The sequence below is a fragment of the Mesorhizobium sp. WSM4808 genome (assembly GCF_055811675.1).
This window is the reverse complement of sequence record NZ_JBVVQX010000002.1, coordinates 40018-58699: the sequence shown is the minus strand read 5'-3', so window position 1 is coordinate 58699 and position 18682 is coordinate 40018. Positions and strand designations below refer to the sequence as shown.

The window sequence follows — 18682 nt, the reverse complement described above, 5'->3', positions numbered from 1 at the left end:
CCGCGCGCGGCCCCCCCCCCCGCGCCCCGCCGCCCCCCCCCCCCCGGGGGGGGGGGGGGGCCGCCCCCCGGGGGGGGGGGGGGCCCCCCTCTGCGCCACACCCCACCCCGGCGTTACACGCCGACCCTCCCCATCAAGGGGAGGGTAAGATCTGGCCCTACACGCCGCGTCCGGAACCGGTTAACCTCGCCCCATGAACCAACACGCCAAGCTTCGCATCGGCCATTCGGCCTGTCCGCATGATTGCCCCTCGACCTGCGCGCTCGAGGTCGAGCTGCTCGACGGCAACCGCATCGGCCGCGTCCATGGCGCCAAGTCCAACAGCTACACGGCCGGTGTCGTCTGCGCCAAGGTTGCCCGCTATGCCGACCGCGTCCATCATCCCGACCGTTTGCTGAAGCCGCTGATCCGCGCCGGTTCCAAGGGCGACGGCGCCTGGAAAGAAGCAAGCTGGGAGGCGGCGCTCGACCTCGTCGCCGAAAAATTCATTGCGGCCGAGGAGAAATACGGCTCGGAGACGGTCTGGCCCTATTATTATGCCGGCACGATGGGGCTGGTGCAGCGCGACGGCATCGACCGGCTGCGCCACGCCAAGAAATACTCCGGCTTTTTCGGTTCGATCTGCACCAATCTCGCCTGGACCGGCTGGATGATGGGCGCCGGCGCCTTGCGCGGGCCGGACCCGCGCGAGATGGCGAAATCCGATTGCGTGGTGATCTGGGGCACCAATGCTGTGGTGACGCAGGTCAACGTCATGACGCACGCCATCAAGGCGCGCAAGGAGCGCGGCGCGAAGATCGTCGTCATCGACGTCTATGAGAATGCGACGATGAAGCAGGCCGATCTCGGCCTGGTGCTGAAGCCGGGCACCGATGGCGCGCTGGCCTGCGCGGTCATGCATGTGCTGTTCAGGGAAGGCATGGCCGACCGCGCCTATCTCGAAAAGTACACGGACGACCCGAAAGGGCTGGAAGCGCATCTCGAGACGCGCACGCCGGACTGGGCGGCCGGGATCACCGGCTTGACGGTCGCCGAGACCGAGGCCTTCGCCCGCCTCGTCGGCACGACTAAAAAGACCTATTTCCGCCTCGGCTACGGCTTCGCGCGCCAGCGCAATGGCGCCGTCAACATGCATGCAGCGTCCTGCATCGCGGCTGTCACCGGCAGCTGGCAATATGAGGGCGGCGGCGCCTTCCATTCCAACTCCGGCATCTTCAAGCTCAACCAGGAAGTTCTGGAAGGCACCAGGATGCGCGATCCCTCGATCCGCCATCTCGACCATTCGCGCATCGGCCCGGTGCTGACCGGAGCCAGCGACGCGCTTTATGGCGGCCCGCCGGTGACGGCGATGCTGATCCAGAACACCAACCCGGTAAATGTCGCGCCGGAACAGCGGCTGGTGAAACAGGGTTTTATGCGCGACGACCTGTTCTCTTGCGTGCATGAGCAGTTCATGACCGACACGGCCAAGCTTGCCGATGTCGTGCTGCCGGCGACGATGTTCCTCGAGCACGACGACGTCTACAAGGGCGGCGGCAATCAGCACATCACGCTCGGCCCCAAGCTGATCGAGCCGCCGGAAGGACCGCGCACCAACCATTTCGTCATCGAGGAATTGGCAAAACGCCTTGGCGTCGCCGATCGTCCGGGCTTCGGCCTCACCGAGCAGCAGCATATCGACATCATCCTGGGCAAGCGCGGGCTGGGCAGCTTCGACAGCTTGAAGGAAGACAAGTGGATCGACCTGCAGCCGGATTTCGAGGCAGCACACTTCATCAATGGATTTGGCCACGCGGATGGAAAATTCCGCTTCCGCGCCGACTGGACCGGGCAGGCGGCGCCCAACCGGCCGCCGAAAAGCATGGGCCTGTTCGGCCCGGTGGCGCTTCTGCCGGAATTTCCCGACCATGTCGACTTGATCGAGGTCGCCGACGAAGCGCATCCGTTCCGGCTGACGACGTCGCCGGCGCGCAATTTTCTCAACTCGACCTTTTCGGAAACGCCGGTGTCGAAGGCCAGGGAGGGCCGCCCGGAACTGCTTCTGCATCCCGACGATGCCGCAGCCCTTGGGTTGGCCGACGGCGATCGCGTCGAGGTCGGCAACACGCGCGGCGAAGTCGTGCTGCATGCAAAGCTGTTTGACGGGATCAAGCGCGGCGTCGTCATCGCCGAAGGCATCTGGCCAAACAGCGCCCATGAGCGCGGCGAAGGCATCAACGTTCTGACCGGCGCCGATGCGCCGGCGCCCTATGGCGGTGCTGCCTTCCACGACAACAAGGTCTGGCTGCGCGCGGCAGGCTGAGGTCGGCGAGAACTCCGCTCGTCTCGCGCCAGATCAGACCGTGCTGGATTTTTCGGCCGCCTGACGCTAGCCGGGCAATGGCACCGTCAACCCGACCTTGACCCGGTCCATCGCAACAAAAGTTCGGAACTTGCGGACATTGTTGCTGTCGAAGAACAGTTTTCGCGTCAGCGCCTCATAGGCGGCCATGTCGGCCACGGTGATGACCAGGATGAAATCGGCCTCGCCGGTGACATAGTAGCATTGCTGAACCTCGGGGGTTGCCGAGAATTGCCGCTTGGCCGCGTCGATCAGTTCGGCACGTTCGCTCTCGAGTTCCACCTCGACGAAGATGGTGATCGGCTGGCCGACCGCTGCCGGCTCGACGACCGCGACATTGCCGGCGATGACGCCGGTCTGCTCCATGCGCTTGATGCGGCGCTGCACCGCCGGTGCCGACAGGTTCACCGCCTCGCCGATCAGCCGCTGCGGCGTCGTGTTGTCGCGCTGCAGGATAGCAAGGATGGCGAGATCGAAACTGTCGAGAATGGGTGGCGATACAGGCAATAGAGAGGTCCTCGGCGAAACAAACTTGCATTTGGGAGGCCATATTACAGCGCCCTTTGCACCGGTCCTGCAATATATTCTCGCCGAACGCCAAGGAGGCCCGCCAGTGTTCCTGCTCAACCGCAATAGTCTGCATCGCCTGCCACTCGATCCGGCCGATGCCGAAATCCTCGGCGTGGCCGGCGCTGACACGGTCGAGCGTTTTCTTTCCCGTCGCGACAATCACCTGAAAACGCCGCTGCATGCGCTTCCGGCGTTTGCCAGCGAACTCGGAATTAGCGCTATCCATATCAAGGATGAAGGCTTTCGCCTCGGCCTCGGCAGCTTCAAGGCTCTGGGCGGCGCTTATGCCGTCTTCCGCCTGGTGCTGGAGGAGGCAGGCAACCGGCTTGGCCGGCCCGTCGATGTTGCCGATCTCGATCGGCCCGACGTGTGTGCCGTCGCCGCGGCGATGACATTTGCCTGTGCGACCGACGGCAATCATGGCCGCTCCGTTGCGCAAGGCGCGCAACTCGTCGGCGCGCGGGCGGCGATCTTCGTCCACGCCGGCGTCAGCGAGGAGCGCATAGCGGCGATCGCCCGCTATGGTGCCGAGATGATCCGCGTCGACGGCAAGTATGATGATTCGGTCAGGCAGGCCGCCCAGGTTTCGGCCGAGAAGGGCTGGACCGTCGTGTCCGACACCTCATGGTCGGGCTATGAACGGATTCCTGGCCTGGTCATGCAGGGCTATACGGCGATCGTGCGCGAAGCGCTGCGTCAGCTCCCTCGGACACCAACCCACGTCTTTGTGCAGGCTGGTGTCGGTGGCATTGCCGCCGCGCTGGCCGGTCATCTCGCCATCGTGCTCGGTGACGCCAGGCCGACCTTCATCGTGGTCGAGCCGGCGCGTGCAGCCTGTGTTTTTGCAGCCGCCCAGGCCGGGCACCCGGTCAAGGTCGCGCATGGCCGGCCGACGGTGATGGCCATGCTTGAATGCTACGAGGCCTCCCCGGTAGCCTGGCGGGTGCTGGCGCGCGCCGCCGATGCCTTCATGACGGTGGATGAGACCGACGCCATCACGGTGATGCGGCGGTTGGCCCGGCCGGCCGGCGGGGATCCGGTGATCGTCGCCGGCGAAAGCGGCGGTGTTGGTCTTGCCGGGCTGATCCGGGCGATGGCTGACAACCCGACCGAGCTTGGACTGGACGGCAAATCGCGGGTGCTGGTGATCAACACCGAAGGTGCCACCGACCCGCATCGCTATGCCGAGCTGGTCGGCATGAGCCCGGCCGATGTGCTGGAAGGCAAGATGAAAGCCGAGGCAACGGCATGATCGCCATCGATGCACAGCGCCTGCTTGGCCGTATCCGCGAACTCGGTGCCGTCGGTCGCGACGGCGAGGACAGGCTGATCCGGCTGGCCGCCTCAGACACCGACAGGCAGGGCCGCGATCTCTTCGTCGGCTGGCTGCGGCAGGCCGGGCTCGATGTCGCCATCGACCGGGTCGGCAACATATTCGGCATCTGGCAAAGCCCGGACAACAGGGAGCAGGCGCCGCTGCTCATCGGCTCGCATATCGACACCGTCATAGATGCCGGCATCTATGACGGCTGCTACGGGGTGCTTGCCGGGCTGGAAGTGATCGAGACGCTCAAGGCGACAGGCTTTTCGCCGTCGCGCCCGATCGTGGTCGCCGCTTTCACCAATGAGGAGGGCGTACGCTACACGCCCGACATGATGGGCTCGCTGGTCCACGCCGGCGGCATCGATGCCGAAACGGTGCTGGCGGCCGTCGGCACGGACGGCAGCGTGCTGGGGCAGGAACTCGCCCGCATCGGCTATGCCGGCGACCGGGAGCCCGGCTTCCTCAAGCCGCACGCCTATCTCGAACTGCACATCGAACAGGGGCCGGTGCTGGAACGCGAAGGTTTGCCGATCGGCGCGGTGGAGAATCTGCAGGGCATCTCCTGGCAGCGCATCACCATAGACGGCGTCGCCAATCATGCCGGCACCACGCCGATGTTGATGCGCAACGATGCCGGCCACGCCGCCGCCCGGACCATCACCTTCCTGCTCGACCGGGCCAAAGTCTCGAACGCGCCGACCGTCGCCACCGTCGGCACGATCCGCTTCGAGCCGAATGCCATCAACGTCATTCCCTCGCGCGCCGTCTTCACCATCGATCTGCGCGATCCCGACGAACAGCGCCTGCAGGCGGAGGAGGCGGCGCTTGCCGCCTATCTCGAGCAGCTTGCCACCGATGAGAACGTGACGATCTCGGTCGAGCAACTGGCCCGCTTCGAACCGGTGATCTTCGACCTGCGCATCGTCGAGCTGATCGAGGCCGCCGCGAAAAACCGTGGCCTCGGTGTCCGGCGCATGACATCAGGCGCCGGCCATGATGCGCAGATGCTGGCGCGCATCGCACCGGCGGCCATGATCTTCGTGCCGAGCGCCGGCGGCATCAGTCACAGTCCGCGCGAACACACCGATGATGCCGAGCTTGTTGCCGGGGCCAACATCCTGCTTGATGTGGCCGCGCAACTGGCAAACTAGGTCAGAAGGGGCAAAGAAATGTCTGAACTCGATCGCGATGCGCTGAAGCAGGAAATGATTTTCTGGCGGCGCGATCTGCACGCGCATCCCGAGTTCGGTTTCGAGGAGAAGCGTACCGCAGCCTTCGTCGCCGCTAAATTGCGTGAGTTCGGCCTCGATGATGTCACCGAAGGCGTCGGCGGCACCGGCGTCGTCGGCACGCTGACGCGCGGCAGCGGCAACCGGGCGATTGCGCTCAGGGCCGACATGGATGCACTGCGCATATCAGAGCAATCGGACGCATCCTACCGATCCGGCAATCCTGGCATCATGCATGCCTGCGGCCATGACGGCCACACCACCATGCTGCTCGGCGCGGCAAAGCTGCTGGCAGGTGAGGGCGGTTTCGACGGCACCGTGCGCTTCGTCTTCCAGCCGGCCGAGGAATGGGGCAGGGGGGCACTCGCCATGCTCGACGATGGGCTGATGCAGCGCTTTCCCTTCGACGAGATCTTCGGCCTGCACAACATGCCCGGCCTGCCGATCGGTCATTTCGAGACCCGTGCCGGCCCTATCATGTCGGCCGAGGATATCTTCGAGATCGTGCTTAAAGGGCTCGGCGGCCATGCCGCGCGGCCGCATGCGGGCAACGAGACGCTGGTCGCCGCCTGCGCACTGGTCACCAATCTGCAGACCATCGTCTCGCGCCGGCTGAGCCCGGCCGACATATCGGTGGTTTCGGTGACCGAGCTGATCACCGACGGCACCCGCAACGCTCTGCCCGGCCTTGCCCGCATCCTCGGCGATGCGCGCAGCTTCCGCCCCGAGGTCAGCGCCGAGATCGAGCGGCAGATGCGCATCATTACGCAGGGCACCGCTGCCGCCTACAATGTCGCGGCCGAGGTCAATTACAGCAGGGAGTTCGTGCCGCTGCGCAACGATGCCGAGCTGGTCGATGCCGCATTTGCCGCCGCAAGGCACGTCTTCGAACCCGGCAACATCGCCGTCGCCCGCGAGCCGATGACCGCCTCCGAGGATTTCGCCCGCTTCCTCGACCATGTGCCGGGCTGCTTCGTCTTCCTCGGCAATGGCGAGGGCTCGGCGCCGCTGCACAATTCCAGCTACGACTTCAACGATGACGGGCTGTTGTTCGGCACTAATTTCCATTTCGCGCTGGTCAGGCAACGACTGGGCGGCGAGGCGGGAAGATGAAGGAGATTGCCGGGATGCTGGCCAGGACAAGCTTGTGACGGACCGGCGACCGATAGGGCAGTGCGCCTCGGTACGCTTTTAACAAAGATAATCCCCCGATGACGCAGGGGAAAGACTCAGCTAGCCTTACCCGTGCGGCGGACCTAATTATCCGCTTGGCCGGCGCTTCACTCCTCCCAAGCGGCGCCGGCCTTCTTCTCCAAAAGTGAGTAAGGGGCGCCACAACGGGTTGCGGCAGCACGCGAACCTCGCAAAAGCCAAGTTCCGCCTCCGGTTGCCTCGAGAATGCATCGGGGAGCGCTGGCGAAACCGCCCTCCATCTTCGACTGCGTGCGTGGACGATTGGCAAGGGAACCAAAGGCGGTTTCCCCGGTTGGTTCTGCTCCAAAGGAGTGTTGCACTATGTTCCGTCTGCTCGTCGCCGGCGCCTTCGCCTATGTCACTTATCGTATCGCCAGGAAGATGGTCGAAAACGTGCCCGATACGGTCGACCCGCTGCTGTTGCCGCCGTCGAAGCATGATCGCGAGACCTTGCGGCGGCAGTCGGCCGACATGGGTGTCGATCCGCAACGCTAAAGACACGGACGACGCGCTTCGGCCTGTCTAGCACGAGGCCAGCCCCGCATCGATATTGCGAACAAAGCAGAAACGATGCTTGATGGGCGATGAACCTCGCCACTGCTGATTCGACCTTTCGGGACCCGACCGTCCAGCCTGCCTATCTCGCCCGGCTCAACGATGCCCAGCGCCAGGCAGTCGAGCACGGCGACGGCCAGATAGCCGGTCCGCTGCTGGTCATTGCCGGCGCCGGTTCGGGCAAGACCAACACGCTGGCGCATCGCGTCGCTCATCTGGTCGTCAAGGGGGCAGACCCGCGCCGCATCCTGCTGATGACGTTTTCGCGCCGCGCCGCGTCCGAAATGGCCAGGCGCGTCGAGCGTATCGCCGGCGAAGTGCTCGGCCGCGATGCAGCTGTCATCACCGATGCGCTGACCTGGGCGGGAACCTTTCACGGCATCGGCGCGCGGCTGCTTCGCGACTATGCGCTGGAGATCGGCCTCGACCCGGCCTTCACCATCCATGACCGCGAGGATTCCGCCGACCTGATGAATCTGGTCCGCCACGAACTCGGCTTCTCGAAGACGGAAGCGCGTTTCCCCACCAAGGGAACCTGCCTTGCCATCTATTCGCGCGCCGTCAACGCACAGGCGCCGCTCAACGAGGTGTTGGGTTCCGCCTTTCCCTGGTGCGCCGGCTGGGCGGACCAGCTGAAACAATTGTTCGCCGGTTATGTCGAGGCCAAGCAGGCGCAAAACGTGCTCGATTACGACGATCTGCTGCTCTACTGGGCGCAGATGGCGGCGGAGCCCGAGATAGCAGCGCATCTGGGCGGGCGTTTCGACCATGTGCTGGTCGACGAATACCAGGACACAAATCGCCTGCAGGCTTCGATCCTCATGGCACTGAAACCCGACGGCGCCGGGCTGACGGTGGTGGGCGACGATGCGCAGTCGATCTATTCGTTCCGCGCCGCCGAGGTGCGCAACATCCTCGACTTCCCCAACCAGTTCGCGCAAGCCGCTGACGTCGTGATGCTGGAGCGCAATTACCGCTCGACCGAAACCATCCTGGCGGCCGCCAATGCGGTGATCGGCGAAGCCTCGGAGCGCTTCACCAAGAACCTGTGGTCGGAGCGCAAGTCGACCGACAGGCCAAAACTGGTGACCGTGCGCGACGAGGTCGAGCAGGCCAATTTCGTCTGCGATACCATCCTGGCCGAGCGCGAGGCCGGCACGGCACTGAAATCGCAGGCGGTGCTGTTTCGCGCCTCGCACCACAGCGGCCCGCTGGAGATCGAATTGACGCGGCGCAACATTCCCTTCGTCAAGTTCGGCGGGCTGAAATTCCTCGATGCAGCCCATGTCAAGGACGTGCTGGCGGTGCTGCGCTTCGCCGAGAACCCGCGCGACCGGGTCGCCGGCTTCCGCGTGCTGCAGCTGATGCCGGGCATCGGCCCTTCGGCTGCCGCGCAGATCGTCGAGACCATGACGACGGCGCTGGACGAGGCCATGGGGCTGGCCGGCTGGCGTCCGCCGCAACGCGCCGCGGATGACTGGCCGGGCTTCGTCTCGCTCTATTCCGGCCTGCGGACCGGCGCCAAATGGCCTGCCGACCTCGAACAGATCAGGCTGTGGTATGAGCCGCATCTGGAGCGCATCCACGAGGACGCGACGACGCGCCGCGCCGACCTGTTGCAACTTGAGCAGATCGGCTCGGGCTATGCTTCGCGCGAGCGCTTCCTGACAGAACTGACGCTCGATCCGCCGGACGCCACCAGTGACCAGGCCGGGCCGCCGCATCGCGACGAGGACTATCTGATCCTGTCGACCATCCATTCGGCCAAGGGCCAGGAATGGAAGAACGTCTTCGTGCTCAACACGGTCGACGGCTGTATCCCGGCCGATCTCGGCGTCGGCACCAAGGAAGACATCGAGGAGGAGCGCCGGCTGCTCTACGTGGCGATGACGCGGGCCAAGGACAATCTCAACCTGGTCATGCCGCAACGCTTCTTTCCGCACGGCCAGGCGGCGCGCGGCGACCGCCATCTCTATGCCTCGCGCACCCGCTTCATCCCGGCTTCGATCCTGGCTGCGTTCCAGCAGGTGTCCTGGCCGAGCGCACAGGTGGCACAGGGCAGGGCGGCTCGGCCGGAGGTGCGCGTCGACATCGGCGCGCGCATGCGCGGCATGTGGAAATAGCTGCGGGATAGCGCCCCATGTTGAAACCACCGGTCAGGGTCGCCATAGCGGGTGCGCTGGGCCGCCTGGGCCGCGAGATGGCGTCCGCCGTGCACGGCGACGCGCGGCTGGCGCTCGCCGCCCGCTTCCACCGGCCGGGCAGTATCGGCGAAGGGCTGGTGAGCCGCGACGAGGCGCTTGCCGTGGCCGACGTGGTCATCGACTTCACCACGCCGGCTGCCTCGGCTGATCTGGCCAGCATTTGCGCCGAGCGCGGCGGGCCGGCCCTGGTCATCGGCTCAACGGGCTTCGATGCTGATGAATCGGCTGCTATCGCTGATGCCGCGAAAACAATTGCCATCGTGCGCTCCGGCAGCTTTTCGCTCGGGCTCAACATGTTGATCGGGCTGGTCGAGCAGGCGGCGCGGGCACTCGATCCCGGGACTGGGATGCCGAGATTGTCGAGGCACACCATCGCCACAAGGTCGATGCGCCATCGGGGACGGCGTTGATGCTGGGGCATGCCGTAGCCGGCGGACGCGGCATCGACCTGGACACGGTCGCAAGGCTTGCACGCGACGGCACCATTGGCGCGCGGCCTCCCGGTGAGATCGGCTTTGCGGTGCTGCGTGGCGGCAGCATCATCGGCGAACACAGCGTGAGCTTCTGTGCCGACGGCGAGATTGTGACCTTGTCGCATGCGGCCGGCGACCGCGTCATGTTCGCCCGCGGCGCCATCGCCGCCGCGCTCTGGCTCGAGGGACGCCCGCCAGGCGAATATGACATGCGCGACGTGCTGGGCATGACCGGCCTATAGCGGCCGGTTTGTCGTCCTTGGACGTACGCACCCATATCTCGTCCACCTCCGCACCGAAAAAAGAACGCTGGAGGGGTCAGGTCTCTTCAAACCGAACCGTTCGGTTCGATTTCTGTTGACGGACTGTATAGCAGGTGGTGAACGCTGGCTTGGTTGTCGGCCTCGTAGCGTGGGAGAAGAATCTCACTAACCATTTGATTTCGAACAATAAAATTATGACCGCCGAGGCCCTGTGCCAAATTTCAAGGCCCAGATTCGAGCCGCAAAGGAACATCTTCGTGATTGGAATCCGCGGCAGGGCAAACCCATCTCGGGGTGGTCCGAGCGACGCGAAATTCCTCCCAAGGGCACGCCACCAGACGGACAGAACAAAGAAATACTGGAGTAACTAAAATGACCAAGATCGCTCTTACCGCCGCCGCCATCCTCGTTGCCACGGGGACTGCTTTTGCCGGCAGCGACAACTATGGCTCTTACAATGCCAACCAGCCGGTTGCGAACCAGTCTGTGTCCAACATCGACACCACGCACACCGGCTCGATCCCGAAGTCCGTAAAGACGCAGGGTGATGCCAATGCCAAGGTGCCGGCTCAGTCGGGCCAGGGCATCTGGGGTCGCTGATTTTCTGAAGTCTGCGACCACAAAGAGCGGTGGGCTTTGCCCGCCGCTCTTGTTTTTTATGGAACCAGCAACAATCGGGGCATCGTTTGAGCAGCCGATTTGCGCAGTTGGCATGAACCGTTGGTTCGAAGTCTGCCGGGTGGCAGCTTGCCCGCGGCGCCTGAATTCTAGCCCAAATCCTTCGGGTGCACACAATGCGTCAGCGGGGCGCTCGACAGGCCGGACCAGTCACCTTCGAAAGCGAAGCGTGCCAGGGCTGCCGTCGGGAATTTTTCTTCAAGTCTCGCGAGCGCCTTGGCGTCTGACCCCGGCCCGGCAAGCTGTCTGGCCAAATGTTCCAGGCCCGGATTGTGGCCAATTACCAGCAAGCTGCCGCTTGAAGCGTCGGATTGACCAATCTGGCTCAGAATGTCCGCCGCTGAAGCATCGTACAGCGCCTTGATGAATGCGATCCGGGGCTGGACGGGCAGCTCCGCCGCCACCAGCCGCCAGGTGTCGCGGGTGCGCAGCGCCGGCGACACCAGCGCCAGGTCCGGCAGCCAGCCGCGCGCCGCAAGCTCGCGCCCGATCGAGCGCGCCGCCTTCACTCCGCGTTCGGCCAAAGGCCGATCGAAATCATCAAGGCCAGGGTCGTCCCAGCTGGATTTGGCGTGACGAAGCAGGAGAAGCTGTTTCATCGTCACGCTCTCGCCTCACGGCGTGATGCGCGCCAGATGCTCGAGGTCGGTTTCCTCGCGCAGCGGGTCGGGGGCCATCACCACCGAAGTGCCGTTGTCGGCATCGTCGGCAAAGTGGGCAAGCACGGTGCGGCCGGCCTCCATGCGCGCCTTGCCTTCGGCAACCAGTCCCAATGCAAGCGGATAGAGCCGGTGCTCGGCCTTCAGCACGCGGGCCGCCAATGTATCGGCGGTGTCGCCGACCATCACCGGCACGGCCGCCTGTGCGATGATGGGGCCGTCATCCATCTCGGAGGTGACGAAGTGCACGGTGCAGCCATGGATGCGGATGCCGGCGGCCAGTGCGCGCACATGGGTGTCGAGCCCCTTGAACGCCGGCAGCAGGGCAGGGTGGATGTTGATCATGCGGCCCTGCCATCTCTGGACGAAGCCGGGGGTGAGGATGCGCATATAGCCGGCCAGCGCCACGATCTCGGCGTTGAAGGCCGCGAGCGCCGCGTCTATTGCGGCGTCATGCGCCTGCTTGCTGCCATGGTCGGCACGCGAGACGACCTGCGTGGCGATGCCGCGCGCTCTGGCGATGCCGAGCCCGGCGGCGTCCGCCTTGTCGGAAATGACACCGACGATCTCGGCCGGGAACGCCGGGTCGCTGGCCGCGGCAATCAGCGCGGTCATGTTGGAGCCGCGCCCCGAGATCAGGACGACGGTGCGTTTCCTCTGCGCGTTCATAGGCCGATCGAGCCCCGATAGATGACGCCGGCGTCGCGGCGCGGCACGATGCGGCCGATCGGCGTCACCGTCTCGCCGGCCTCCTGCAGCACGGCGGCGACCTGTGCTGCCTGACCGGATGCGACTGCCAGAATCATGCCGATGCCGCAATTGAAGGTGCGCATCATCTCTTCCGGCGCCACGCCGCCGGTCTTGGCCAGCCACGAAAACACGGCAGGAACGTCGATCGCTTCGAGGTCGAGTTCGGCCGAAAAATCCTTGGGCAGCACGCGCGGGATGTTTTCCGGGAACCCGCCGCCGGTGATGTGGGCGAGCGCCTTGATACCATGCGTGTTGCGGATCGCCTTGAGAATCGACTTCACGTAGATGCGGGTCGGCTCGAGCAGCGCCTCGGCCAGAGTGGCCTCGTCGTTGAACGGCGCCGGATCGCTCCACGACAGACCGCTGACGGCGACGATGCGGCGCACCAGCGAATATCCGTTCGAGTGCAAGCCGGAGGAAGCCAGGCCCAGCAGCACGTCGCCTTCGACAATATCGTCGGTGGGCAGCAATTGGCCGCGTTCGGCGGCGCCCACCGCAAAGCCGGCGAGGTCGTAGTCATTGCCATGATACATGCCGGGCATCTCGGCCGTCTCGCCGCCGATCAGCGCGCAGCCGGCCTGGCGGCAGCCCTCGGCAATGCCGCCGACGATCGCGGCACCCTGGTCGGGATCGAGCTTGCCGGTGGCGAAATAGTCGAGGAAGAACAGCGGTTCGGCACCTTGCACGACGATGTCGTTGACGCACATGGCGACGAGGTCGATGCCAATCGTGTCGTGCTTGCCGGCATCGATGGCGATCTTGAGCTTGGTGCCGACGCCGTCATTGGCCGCCACCAGCACCGGGTCGGTAAAGCCCGCGGCCTTGAGGTCGAACAGGCCTCCGAAACCGCCGATCTCGCCGTCGGCGCCCGGCCGGCGCGTCGCACGCACCAGCGGCTTGATCTTCTCGACCATGAGATTGCCCGCGTCGATATCGACACCGGCCTCGGCATAGGTGAGCCCGTTCTTGCGCTTGTTCACGTCGCGCTTGCTCATTTCGGGTGCCCGTTCAACAATTTTCCTTGTCGCGGGCTCTTCGCATGAACGGTTTCTGTCCGCAAGGATAACGGCCATTTCGGCCCATAAAACCGTGGACAGGGCGCGCATATAGGCGCTCGTGATTGGCGAAAGCCAAGCTGAAAGCCGCTCTCCCGTGCGGGAGATCGGCAGCTTCTCTCTTGTTGCCACCCGCTATCTTCATCATCTATCTCCGACCAAGAGGAGGTGCCAAGCATTTGACCATCCCAAACCTGATCACCATCCTGCGCCTTATCCTGGTGCCGGCGGTGGTGCTGGCGATGCTGCAGGCGCGCTGGGACTGGGCTTTTGCCGGGTTCCTCATCGCCGGCATTTCCGATGGCGTCGATGGGTTCATCGCCCGCCGCTTCAACCAGCATTCCAGGCTCGGCGCCTATCTCGATCCGGTGGCCGACAAGCTGCTGCTGGTTTCGGTGTTTGTCGTCATGGGCTTCATCGGGCAATTGCCGCTCTGGCTGGTCGTCACCATGGTGTCGCGCGACGCGCTGATCGTCTGCGCTGTTGTGTTGTCCACCGTCATGGCCCATCCGGTCGAGATGAAACCGCTTTTCGTGTCGAAGGCCAACACCGCCATCCAGATCGTACTGGCCTCGGTTGTGCTGGGTGAGCTCGCGCTTGCCGTGCACCTCGACCCGCTGCGGCCGGCCCTCATATTGCTGTCCGGGGTCTTGACCGTGGCTTCGGCCGCGGCCTATCTCGTGGCTTGGCTGAGGCATATGAGCTGACATGGCGAAGGCTCCAAACCGAGCACCTGACCAAGGATCCATCGAAGCGGCCGCTGAGGCCGCTGCGGCAGGCGAAACTGCTTCTCTGGTGTTCCGCAGGCAGATATTCTTCTGGCTGACCGGATTGGCAGTGCTGGCGCTTTTCCTCTATGTCTTCAGCGCCATCCTGCTGCCCTTCGTCGCCGGCATGGTGCTTGCCTATTTCCTCGATCCCGTTGCCGATCGACTGCAGCGGCTCGGCCTGTCGCGTTTCATGGCGACGGTGGTCATCCTCATCACCTTCCTCATCGTGCTGGTGCTGGCCTTCGTCATCCTCATTCCGGTTCTGGCCACGCAGATGGCCGATTTCGCTGGCAAATTGCCGGAATATCTGACCCGGCTGCAGAGCCTGATCACGTCGTTCGATCCGAAATGGCTGGAGCAGAAATTCGGCGTCAACGCCAATAGCTTGCGCGACGGGCTGAATTCACTGCTGACCTCGGGCTTCGGCCTGATAACCACCGTCTTCACCTCGCTGTGGAGTTCCGGCATGGCGCTGGTCTCGGTGGTCAGCCTGTTCGTGGTGACGCCGGTGGTCGCCTTCTACATGCTGCTAGACTGGGACCGCATGGTGGCGGTCATCGACAGCTGGGTGCCGCGCGATAACGTCGCGACGGTGCGCGGCATCGCCAAGGACATCAACACCGCCACCGCCGGATTCGTGCGCGGCCAGGGCACGCTGTGCCTGGTGCTGGGCGCCATGTACGCCACCGGGCTGACGCTGACCGGGCTGAATTTCGGCATTCTCATCGGCCTGTTCGCCGGGCTGATTTCCTTCATCCCCTATGTCGGCTCGCTAACCGGACTGGTGCTGGCCGTCGGCGTCGCCTTCGTCCAGTTCTGGCCGGACTGGACCATGATCGTCGCCGTCGCGGTCGTGTTCTTCATCGGCCAGTTCATCGAGGGCAACATCCTGCAGCCGCGGCTGGTCGGCAAAAGCGTCGGCCTGCACCCGGTATGGCTGATGTTTTCGCTGTTTGCCTTCGGCGCCCTGTTCGGCTTCGTCGGCTTGTTGATCGCGGTGCCGGCTTCGGCTGCCGTTGCCGTGCTGGTGCGGTTTGCAATCGCCCGCTATCTCGAATCGCCGCTCTACAAGGGCCGTGGCGCGGCACCTGTGCCGCAGCTTCCGGCCGATCGCGGCGGCGGCCACCGCACGCAACCGCGTCGCTGAAGTGACTGCCCAGCCAACCGACCCGCCACGCCAGTTGCCGCTCGATCTCGGCCATGGCACGGGCTATTCGCGCGACGACCTCGTCGTCTCCGGCACAAACAGCCAGGCGGTGGCCTTGGTCGACCGCTGGCCTGACTGGCCTTCGCCGGTGGTGGTGCTGGCCGGTCCCGCCGGCTCCGGCAAGACACATTTGGCCTCCATATGGCGCGCACGCGCCAGCGCGGTGGCGGTCGACGCCGGGCGCATCGGCGACTGCATCGCCAATCTCGGCGCCCGGCCGGCACTGATCGACGATATCGATACCGGGGCGGTTGATGAACACGGCCTGTTCCATCTGATCAACGCGGTGCGGGGTGCAGGCTCCACACTGCTCCTGACGGCGCGCCGCTTCCCGTCGGCCTGGGGTGTCAGGCTGCCCGATCTCGCCTCGCGGCTGAAGGCGGCGGCGACAGTCGAGATCCACGAGCCCGACGATCTTCTGCTCGCCGGCGTCATCACCAAACTGTTCGCCGACCGCCAGGTCGAGGTCGAGCCGCATGTCGTGCAGTATCTGGTCCGCCGCATCGAGCGCTCGCTAGCGACAGCGATGCGCGTGGTGGAGCGGCTCGACCGGACCGCGCTCGAACGCAAGACGCCGATCACCAGGGCGCTGGCAGCCGAAACCGTCAACGCCATGGATGAAGGGCAGGGCGAATTCGAGATTTAGCTGAGAGGTCAGTCTCAGAGCCACATTACGGCGAAATGACGGACCGCGAGGTAGACGGCAGAGTGAGCGGCGATATAGCCGGCGGCGACCAGCACAAACATTCCGATACTGATACGCCAGGAGCGGGAGACGACGGCGCCTGGGGCCTGCCTCGCCTGTCTGCGGCTTTCACGGTTGTTCCACATCGCCAGCGCGGCGCAGGCAATTGCCCACGTCACCATGAACGGAACGGTGATGCCGGCATAGGCAAAGTAGGCCGGTCCGAAAAGCGACACCCAGGCATCCATTCCAAGCATCTGAACCCCCTGTTGCCGAACCGGTCACGGATGCACGACCGGAGCCGGAGCAAGTGACCATATGGCTGCGCCGGGCATTGGACTATGAGGGGATGGTCGGAGTGGAGAGATTCGAACTCCCGACCCTCTGGTCCCAAACCAGATGCGCTACCAGGCTGCGCTACACTCCGAACGGTCTGTTGCCTATTCATTTCGGTGGTGCATGGCAAGTGCAAAAACCTGCGAGAGCAAAAACCTTGCCGCCGTGCGCATTGCGCAGTAATGACGGGCGAAGGGTGGCGATGCTGCCTTGCACAAGAACGAGGTGGCCATGTCCGCGCGCATTTTCAGCCCAGCCAAAACCGCGATGCAGTCCGGCAAGGCCAAGACCGGCCACTGGGTGCTGGAATTCGATCCCGAGACGCGCAAGAAGATCGACCCGCTGATGGGCTATACGACGTCGGCAGACATGAGAAGCCAGATCAGGCTTAGCTTCGACACGCGGGAAGAGGCGGTAGCCTACGCCGAAAAGCAAGGGCTCGCTTTCCGCGTCGAAGAGCCGAAAGAGACCAAGCGCCGCCAGATTTCCTATGCGGAGAATTTCCGCTATGACCGCAGGACGCCCTGGACGCATTGAACGGCGGTCAGTGCCAAAAATATCCAGCCGGCCCAAAGGCCGGCCAGCGGTCCCGTAGCTCAGCTGGATAGAGCACCGGCCTTCTAAGCCGATGGTCACAGGTTCGAATCCTGTCGGGATCGCCAGTATCTCCTTGTTTTTGCTGCTATAGTTCATACAACCGACTGCCAGCGGCAAAGGCACCATCCATCGTGTCAGCACGGTGTCAGCAGAAAATTTGAAACCCGCTGCCGAGAGGTAGCGGGCGTCCAGCTAGAACGGATTGGGTGCCAGTGGTAAAGTCGCGGCATCGTGGGGAGGACACGTCAATGCGCGGGGAGGAGCGACGGCAACTTGTTCGGGATTTTCTGGCTAGGCATAAGCTCGGGGCTATCAGCACCGTGCATCCGGACGGGTCTCCAGAGGCAGCCGTCATACAGGTGACGTTGGGCGACGACCTCAACATCGTGTTCGACAGCTTTCCCGGCAGTCGGAAGCTGGAAAATATTAAACGAGACAGTCGGATCGCCATGGTGATCGGCTGGGACGAAAACGTGACGGTTCAAATTGAAGGCCTGGCCCGACCTGCCAAGGCTAACGAATTGCAGCGATTGAGAGATGCTCACGTTGCCAACTGTCCGCTTGAAGCGGAGTTTCTAAAGCAAGGGGCACAACTCTTTACGATTTCGCCCCAATGGATTCGCTATTCCGATTTCAGAGGCGAGCCGATAGTTTTTGAGCTGTCCGGCGACTCGCTTGCGAAATAGGAGGGAGCCCGCCACCTCTCGGCAGCGGGCCGTCGGGATCGCCAAAGCCTTTCGGGTCCGTTCCGGACACATAGGTTACGGTTTATACCGGAGACATGGGCTTTCAGAGAGCCGGATCGGGCCTCGTGCGCTCAAACCGCCGCCGCCAGAAGCAGCGTTACCCCCAGGACCGTCGACGCATAGATCGTCGCTAGAAGCACGATGGGCCGAGGATACTCGGCGGGTGTCGCGAGGCCGGCAAAGTCGGGATTTCGGGTTTCGGTGCCGGGCCACGGGACGTCGTCGTCGTCGGCGGCGTTGTCATTGCAAGCGCGCACAGAAAAACGCCGGGCTATATCGGCGGCGATCAGAGGATCGTCCGCCACCAATTTCGACCAGTCCGAAACAATGCCGATTTCACGTTTGAACATCGCTCGCCTCCCGTTTGCGCTCTAACAGCGATGTCTAAATTATGTTCCACCGATAGTTTGACGAGGCGGACCGCTCTTGGTCACTGCGGCCTTCTGATTGATGAAAACCACGCCCGCTGCCTCCAACCCTCGCCGGATGGCAGCCAGCTTGGCCGAACTCGGAATCCTTCGTCCGCTCTCGAAACTGCCAATCGTTCCTTCGCTGAGGCCGCACTTCGCGGCGAGTCGCACCTGCGACCATTTCAGCATCGCTCGTGCGGCTCTGCACTGCTGGGATGTAAGGGGCTGGATCCCTGAGACGGTGGAACTTCGCTTGTTCACATCCTCAGATCCCTTCGCTTCGGCGGGACGTGGCTTTGCACCAGGCGCACCTTGTCCATATCCACCGTGACCATTGTCCCGAGCGATACCGTGACCTTGTCGCCGTCGATCCGCGTAACGCCGCCGGATAATTCCATCTGCTGGCCCTTGGTCAGCCTGGTCGCCGGATCAATGACCGAATGCGGAAAATTGTAACCGGGGATCGACACGCTGACGCGGTCTTCCGTGACGCGCTTCAGCACCGTCGCCATGACCGCCACTTCGTCGCCGACCTTTATTGCCATGCCACTGATTCTGGGGCGTCATCTGCCGGCGTCAAGGATTAGCTAGGCCTGATATAGCAAAATCGCGGAATCAGCTTTCTCCATGCAGGGT

At 64.0% G+C, this 18682-nt stretch carries 20 protein-coding genes, 2 tRNA genes and 1 pseudogene; 14 read left to right on the top strand and 9 right to left on the bottom strand.

The annotated features are described in order from the left end of the window. Positions 1-193 precede the first annotated feature (193 nt). Positions 194-2302, top strand: coding sequence for a molybdopterin-containing oxidoreductase family protein (locus AC0L2U_RS03010; protein ID WP_128288952.1), 2109 nt, complete (start codon positions 194-196; stop codon positions 2300-2302). 66 nt (positions 2303-2368) lie between these two features. On the opposite strand, the gene AC0L2U_RS03005 is transcribed toward AC0L2U_RS03010, so the two are convergent. Then, positions 2369-2848, bottom strand: a complete 480-nt coding sequence (locus AC0L2U_RS03005; RefSeq protein ID WP_127397344.1) for an Lrp/AsnC family transcriptional regulator — start codon at positions 2846-2848, stop codon at positions 2369-2371. Positions 2849-2954: 106 nt separating this feature from the next. Between AC0L2U_RS03005 and AC0L2U_RS03000 the strand changes: the two genes are divergently transcribed. The 7 genes and pseudogenes from AC0L2U_RS03000 (at position 2955) to AC0L2U_RS02970 (ending at position 10753) form a co-directional block, all read left to right on the top strand. Continuing rightward, positions 2955-4163 (top strand): diaminopropionate ammonia-lyase, encoded by a 1209-nt coding sequence (locus AC0L2U_RS03000; RefSeq protein ID WP_473601379.1) that lies wholly within the window; start codon positions 2955-2957, stop codon positions 4161-4163. Beyond that, positions 4160-5386, top strand: a complete 1227-nt coding sequence (locus AC0L2U_RS02995) for an allantoate amidohydrolase (RefSeq protein WP_473601378.1) — start codon at positions 4160-4162, stop codon at positions 5384-5386. The genes AC0L2U_RS03000 and AC0L2U_RS02995 overlap by 4 nt, the downstream gene beginning before the upstream one ends. 18 nt (positions 5387-5404) lie before the next feature. Continuing rightward, positions 5405-6577: a M20 aminoacylase family protein gene (locus tag AC0L2U_RS02990; protein WP_127397347.1), complete on the top strand. Its 1173-nt coding sequence runs from the start codon at positions 5405-5407 to the stop codon at positions 6575-6577. A 402-nt stretch (positions 6578-6979) separates the two neighbouring features. Further along, the gene (locus tag AC0L2U_RS02985; RefSeq protein ID WP_081738796.1) at positions 6980-7153 is read left to right on the top strand and encodes a hypothetical protein; all 174 of its coding nucleotides are present in this window, start codon (positions 6980-6982) and stop codon (positions 7151-7153) included. Positions 7154-7242: 89 nt separating this feature from the next. Next, the gene (locus AC0L2U_RS02980; RefSeq protein ID WP_473601377.1) at positions 7243-9336 is read left to right on the top strand and encodes an ATP-dependent helicase; all 2094 of its coding nucleotides are present in this window, start codon (positions 7243-7245) and stop codon (positions 9334-9336) included. A 17-nt stretch (positions 9337-9353) separates the two neighbouring features. Continuing rightward, a pseudogene (gene dapB, locus AC0L2U_RS02975) lies at positions 9354-10132 on the top strand (4-hydroxy-tetrahydrodipicolinate reductase). 393 nt (positions 10133-10525) lie between these two features. Continuing rightward, positions 10526-10753, top strand: a complete 228-nt coding sequence (locus AC0L2U_RS02970) for a DUF680 domain-containing protein (RefSeq protein WP_127270735.1) — start codon at positions 10526-10528, stop codon at positions 10751-10753. A 167-nt stretch (positions 10754-10920) separates the two neighbouring features. Here the strand turns inward: AC0L2U_RS02970 and AC0L2U_RS02965 are convergent, their stop codons facing one another. The 3 genes from AC0L2U_RS02965 to purM are packed head-to-tail and all read right to left on the bottom strand — an operon-like array spanning position 10921 to position 13235. Beyond that, positions 10921-11430, bottom strand: coding sequence for a SixA phosphatase family protein (locus tag AC0L2U_RS02965; RefSeq protein ID WP_128362626.1), 510 nt, complete (start codon positions 11428-11430; stop codon positions 10921-10923). 15 nt (positions 11431-11445) lie between these two features. Then, positions 11446-12159, bottom strand: coding sequence for a phosphoribosylglycinamide formyltransferase (purN, locus tag AC0L2U_RS02960; protein ID WP_127398439.1), 714 nt, complete (start codon positions 12157-12159; stop codon positions 11446-11448). After that, positions 12156-13235 carry a phosphoribosylformylglycinamidine cyclo-ligase gene (purM, locus tag AC0L2U_RS02955; protein WP_027037916.1) on the bottom strand — a complete coding sequence of 360 codons (1080 nt, stop codon included), beginning with the start codon at positions 13233-13235 and terminating at the stop codon, positions 12156-12158. The genes purN and purM overlap by 4 nt, the downstream gene beginning before the upstream one ends. Before the next feature lie 239 nt (positions 13236-13474). On the opposite strand from purM, the gene AC0L2U_RS02950 reads away from it, so the two are divergent. The 3 genes from AC0L2U_RS02950 to hdaA are packed head-to-tail and all read left to right on the top strand — an operon-like array spanning position 13475 to position 15918. Continuing rightward, positions 13475-14002 (top strand): CDP-alcohol phosphatidyltransferase family protein, encoded by a 528-nt coding sequence (locus AC0L2U_RS02950; RefSeq protein WP_473601375.1) that lies wholly within the window; start codon positions 13475-13477, stop codon positions 14000-14002. Position 14003: 1 nt separating this feature from the next. Further along, on the top strand, positions 14004-15212 hold the full coding sequence (locus AC0L2U_RS02945; protein ID WP_473601374.1) for an AI-2E family transporter: 1209 nt from the start codon (positions 14004-14006) through the stop codon (positions 15210-15212). 1 nt (position 15213) lies between these two features. After that, complete coding sequence (hdaA, locus tag AC0L2U_RS02940) at positions 15214-15918, top strand: DnaA regulatory inactivator HdaA (protein WP_473601373.1); 705 nt, start codon at positions 15214-15216, stop codon at positions 15916-15918. 14 nt (positions 15919-15932) lie between these two features. Here hdaA and AC0L2U_RS02935 read toward each other — a convergent pair whose 3' ends face one another. Both AC0L2U_RS02935 and AC0L2U_RS02930 read right to left on the bottom strand, forming a co-directional pair. Beyond that, entirely contained in the window at positions 15933-16214 is a 282-nt protein-coding gene (locus tag AC0L2U_RS02935) for a hypothetical protein (protein WP_127810826.1), read from the bottom strand. Positions 16215-16307: 93 nt separating this feature from the next. After that, a tRNA-Pro gene (locus AC0L2U_RS02930) sits at positions 16308-16384 on the bottom strand. A 140-nt stretch (positions 16385-16524) separates the two neighbouring features. Here AC0L2U_RS02930 and AC0L2U_RS02925 point away from each other — a divergent pair. The 3 genes from AC0L2U_RS02925 (at position 16525) to AC0L2U_RS02915 (ending at position 17576) form a co-directional block, all read left to right on the top strand. After that, complete coding sequence (locus AC0L2U_RS02925; RefSeq protein WP_023812590.1) at positions 16525-16830, top strand: ETC complex I subunit; 306 nt, start codon at positions 16525-16527, stop codon at positions 16828-16830. 48 nt (positions 16831-16878) lie between these two features. Further along, positions 16879-16955: transfer RNA gene (locus AC0L2U_RS02920), tRNA-Arg, on the top strand. 183 nt (positions 16956-17138) lie between these two features. Next, positions 17139-17576 (top strand): pyridoxamine 5'-phosphate oxidase family protein, encoded by a 438-nt coding sequence (locus AC0L2U_RS02915; protein WP_127810825.1) that lies wholly within the window; start codon positions 17139-17141, stop codon positions 17574-17576. Between the two features lie 131 nt (positions 17577-17707). Here AC0L2U_RS02915 and AC0L2U_RS02910 read toward each other — a convergent pair whose 3' ends face one another. The 3 genes from AC0L2U_RS02910 to AC0L2U_RS02900 are packed head-to-tail and all read right to left on the bottom strand — an operon-like array spanning position 17708 to position 18591. Further along, entirely contained in the window at positions 17708-17986 is a 279-nt protein-coding gene (locus AC0L2U_RS02910) for a hypothetical protein (protein ID WP_127381231.1), read from the bottom strand. A 39-nt stretch (positions 17987-18025) separates the two neighbouring features. Further along, a complete protein-coding gene (locus tag AC0L2U_RS02905; protein ID WP_127322157.1) occupies positions 18026-18307 on the bottom strand; it encodes a helix-turn-helix domain-containing protein in 282 nt (93 codons plus the stop codon). Continuing rightward, complete coding sequence (locus AC0L2U_RS02900) at positions 18304-18591, bottom strand: hypothetical protein (RefSeq protein ID WP_164895683.1); 288 nt, start codon at positions 18589-18591, stop codon at positions 18304-18306. Before AC0L2U_RS02900 ends, AC0L2U_RS02905 begins: the two co-directional genes overlap by 4 nt. Positions 18592-18682 lie beyond the last annotated feature (91 nt).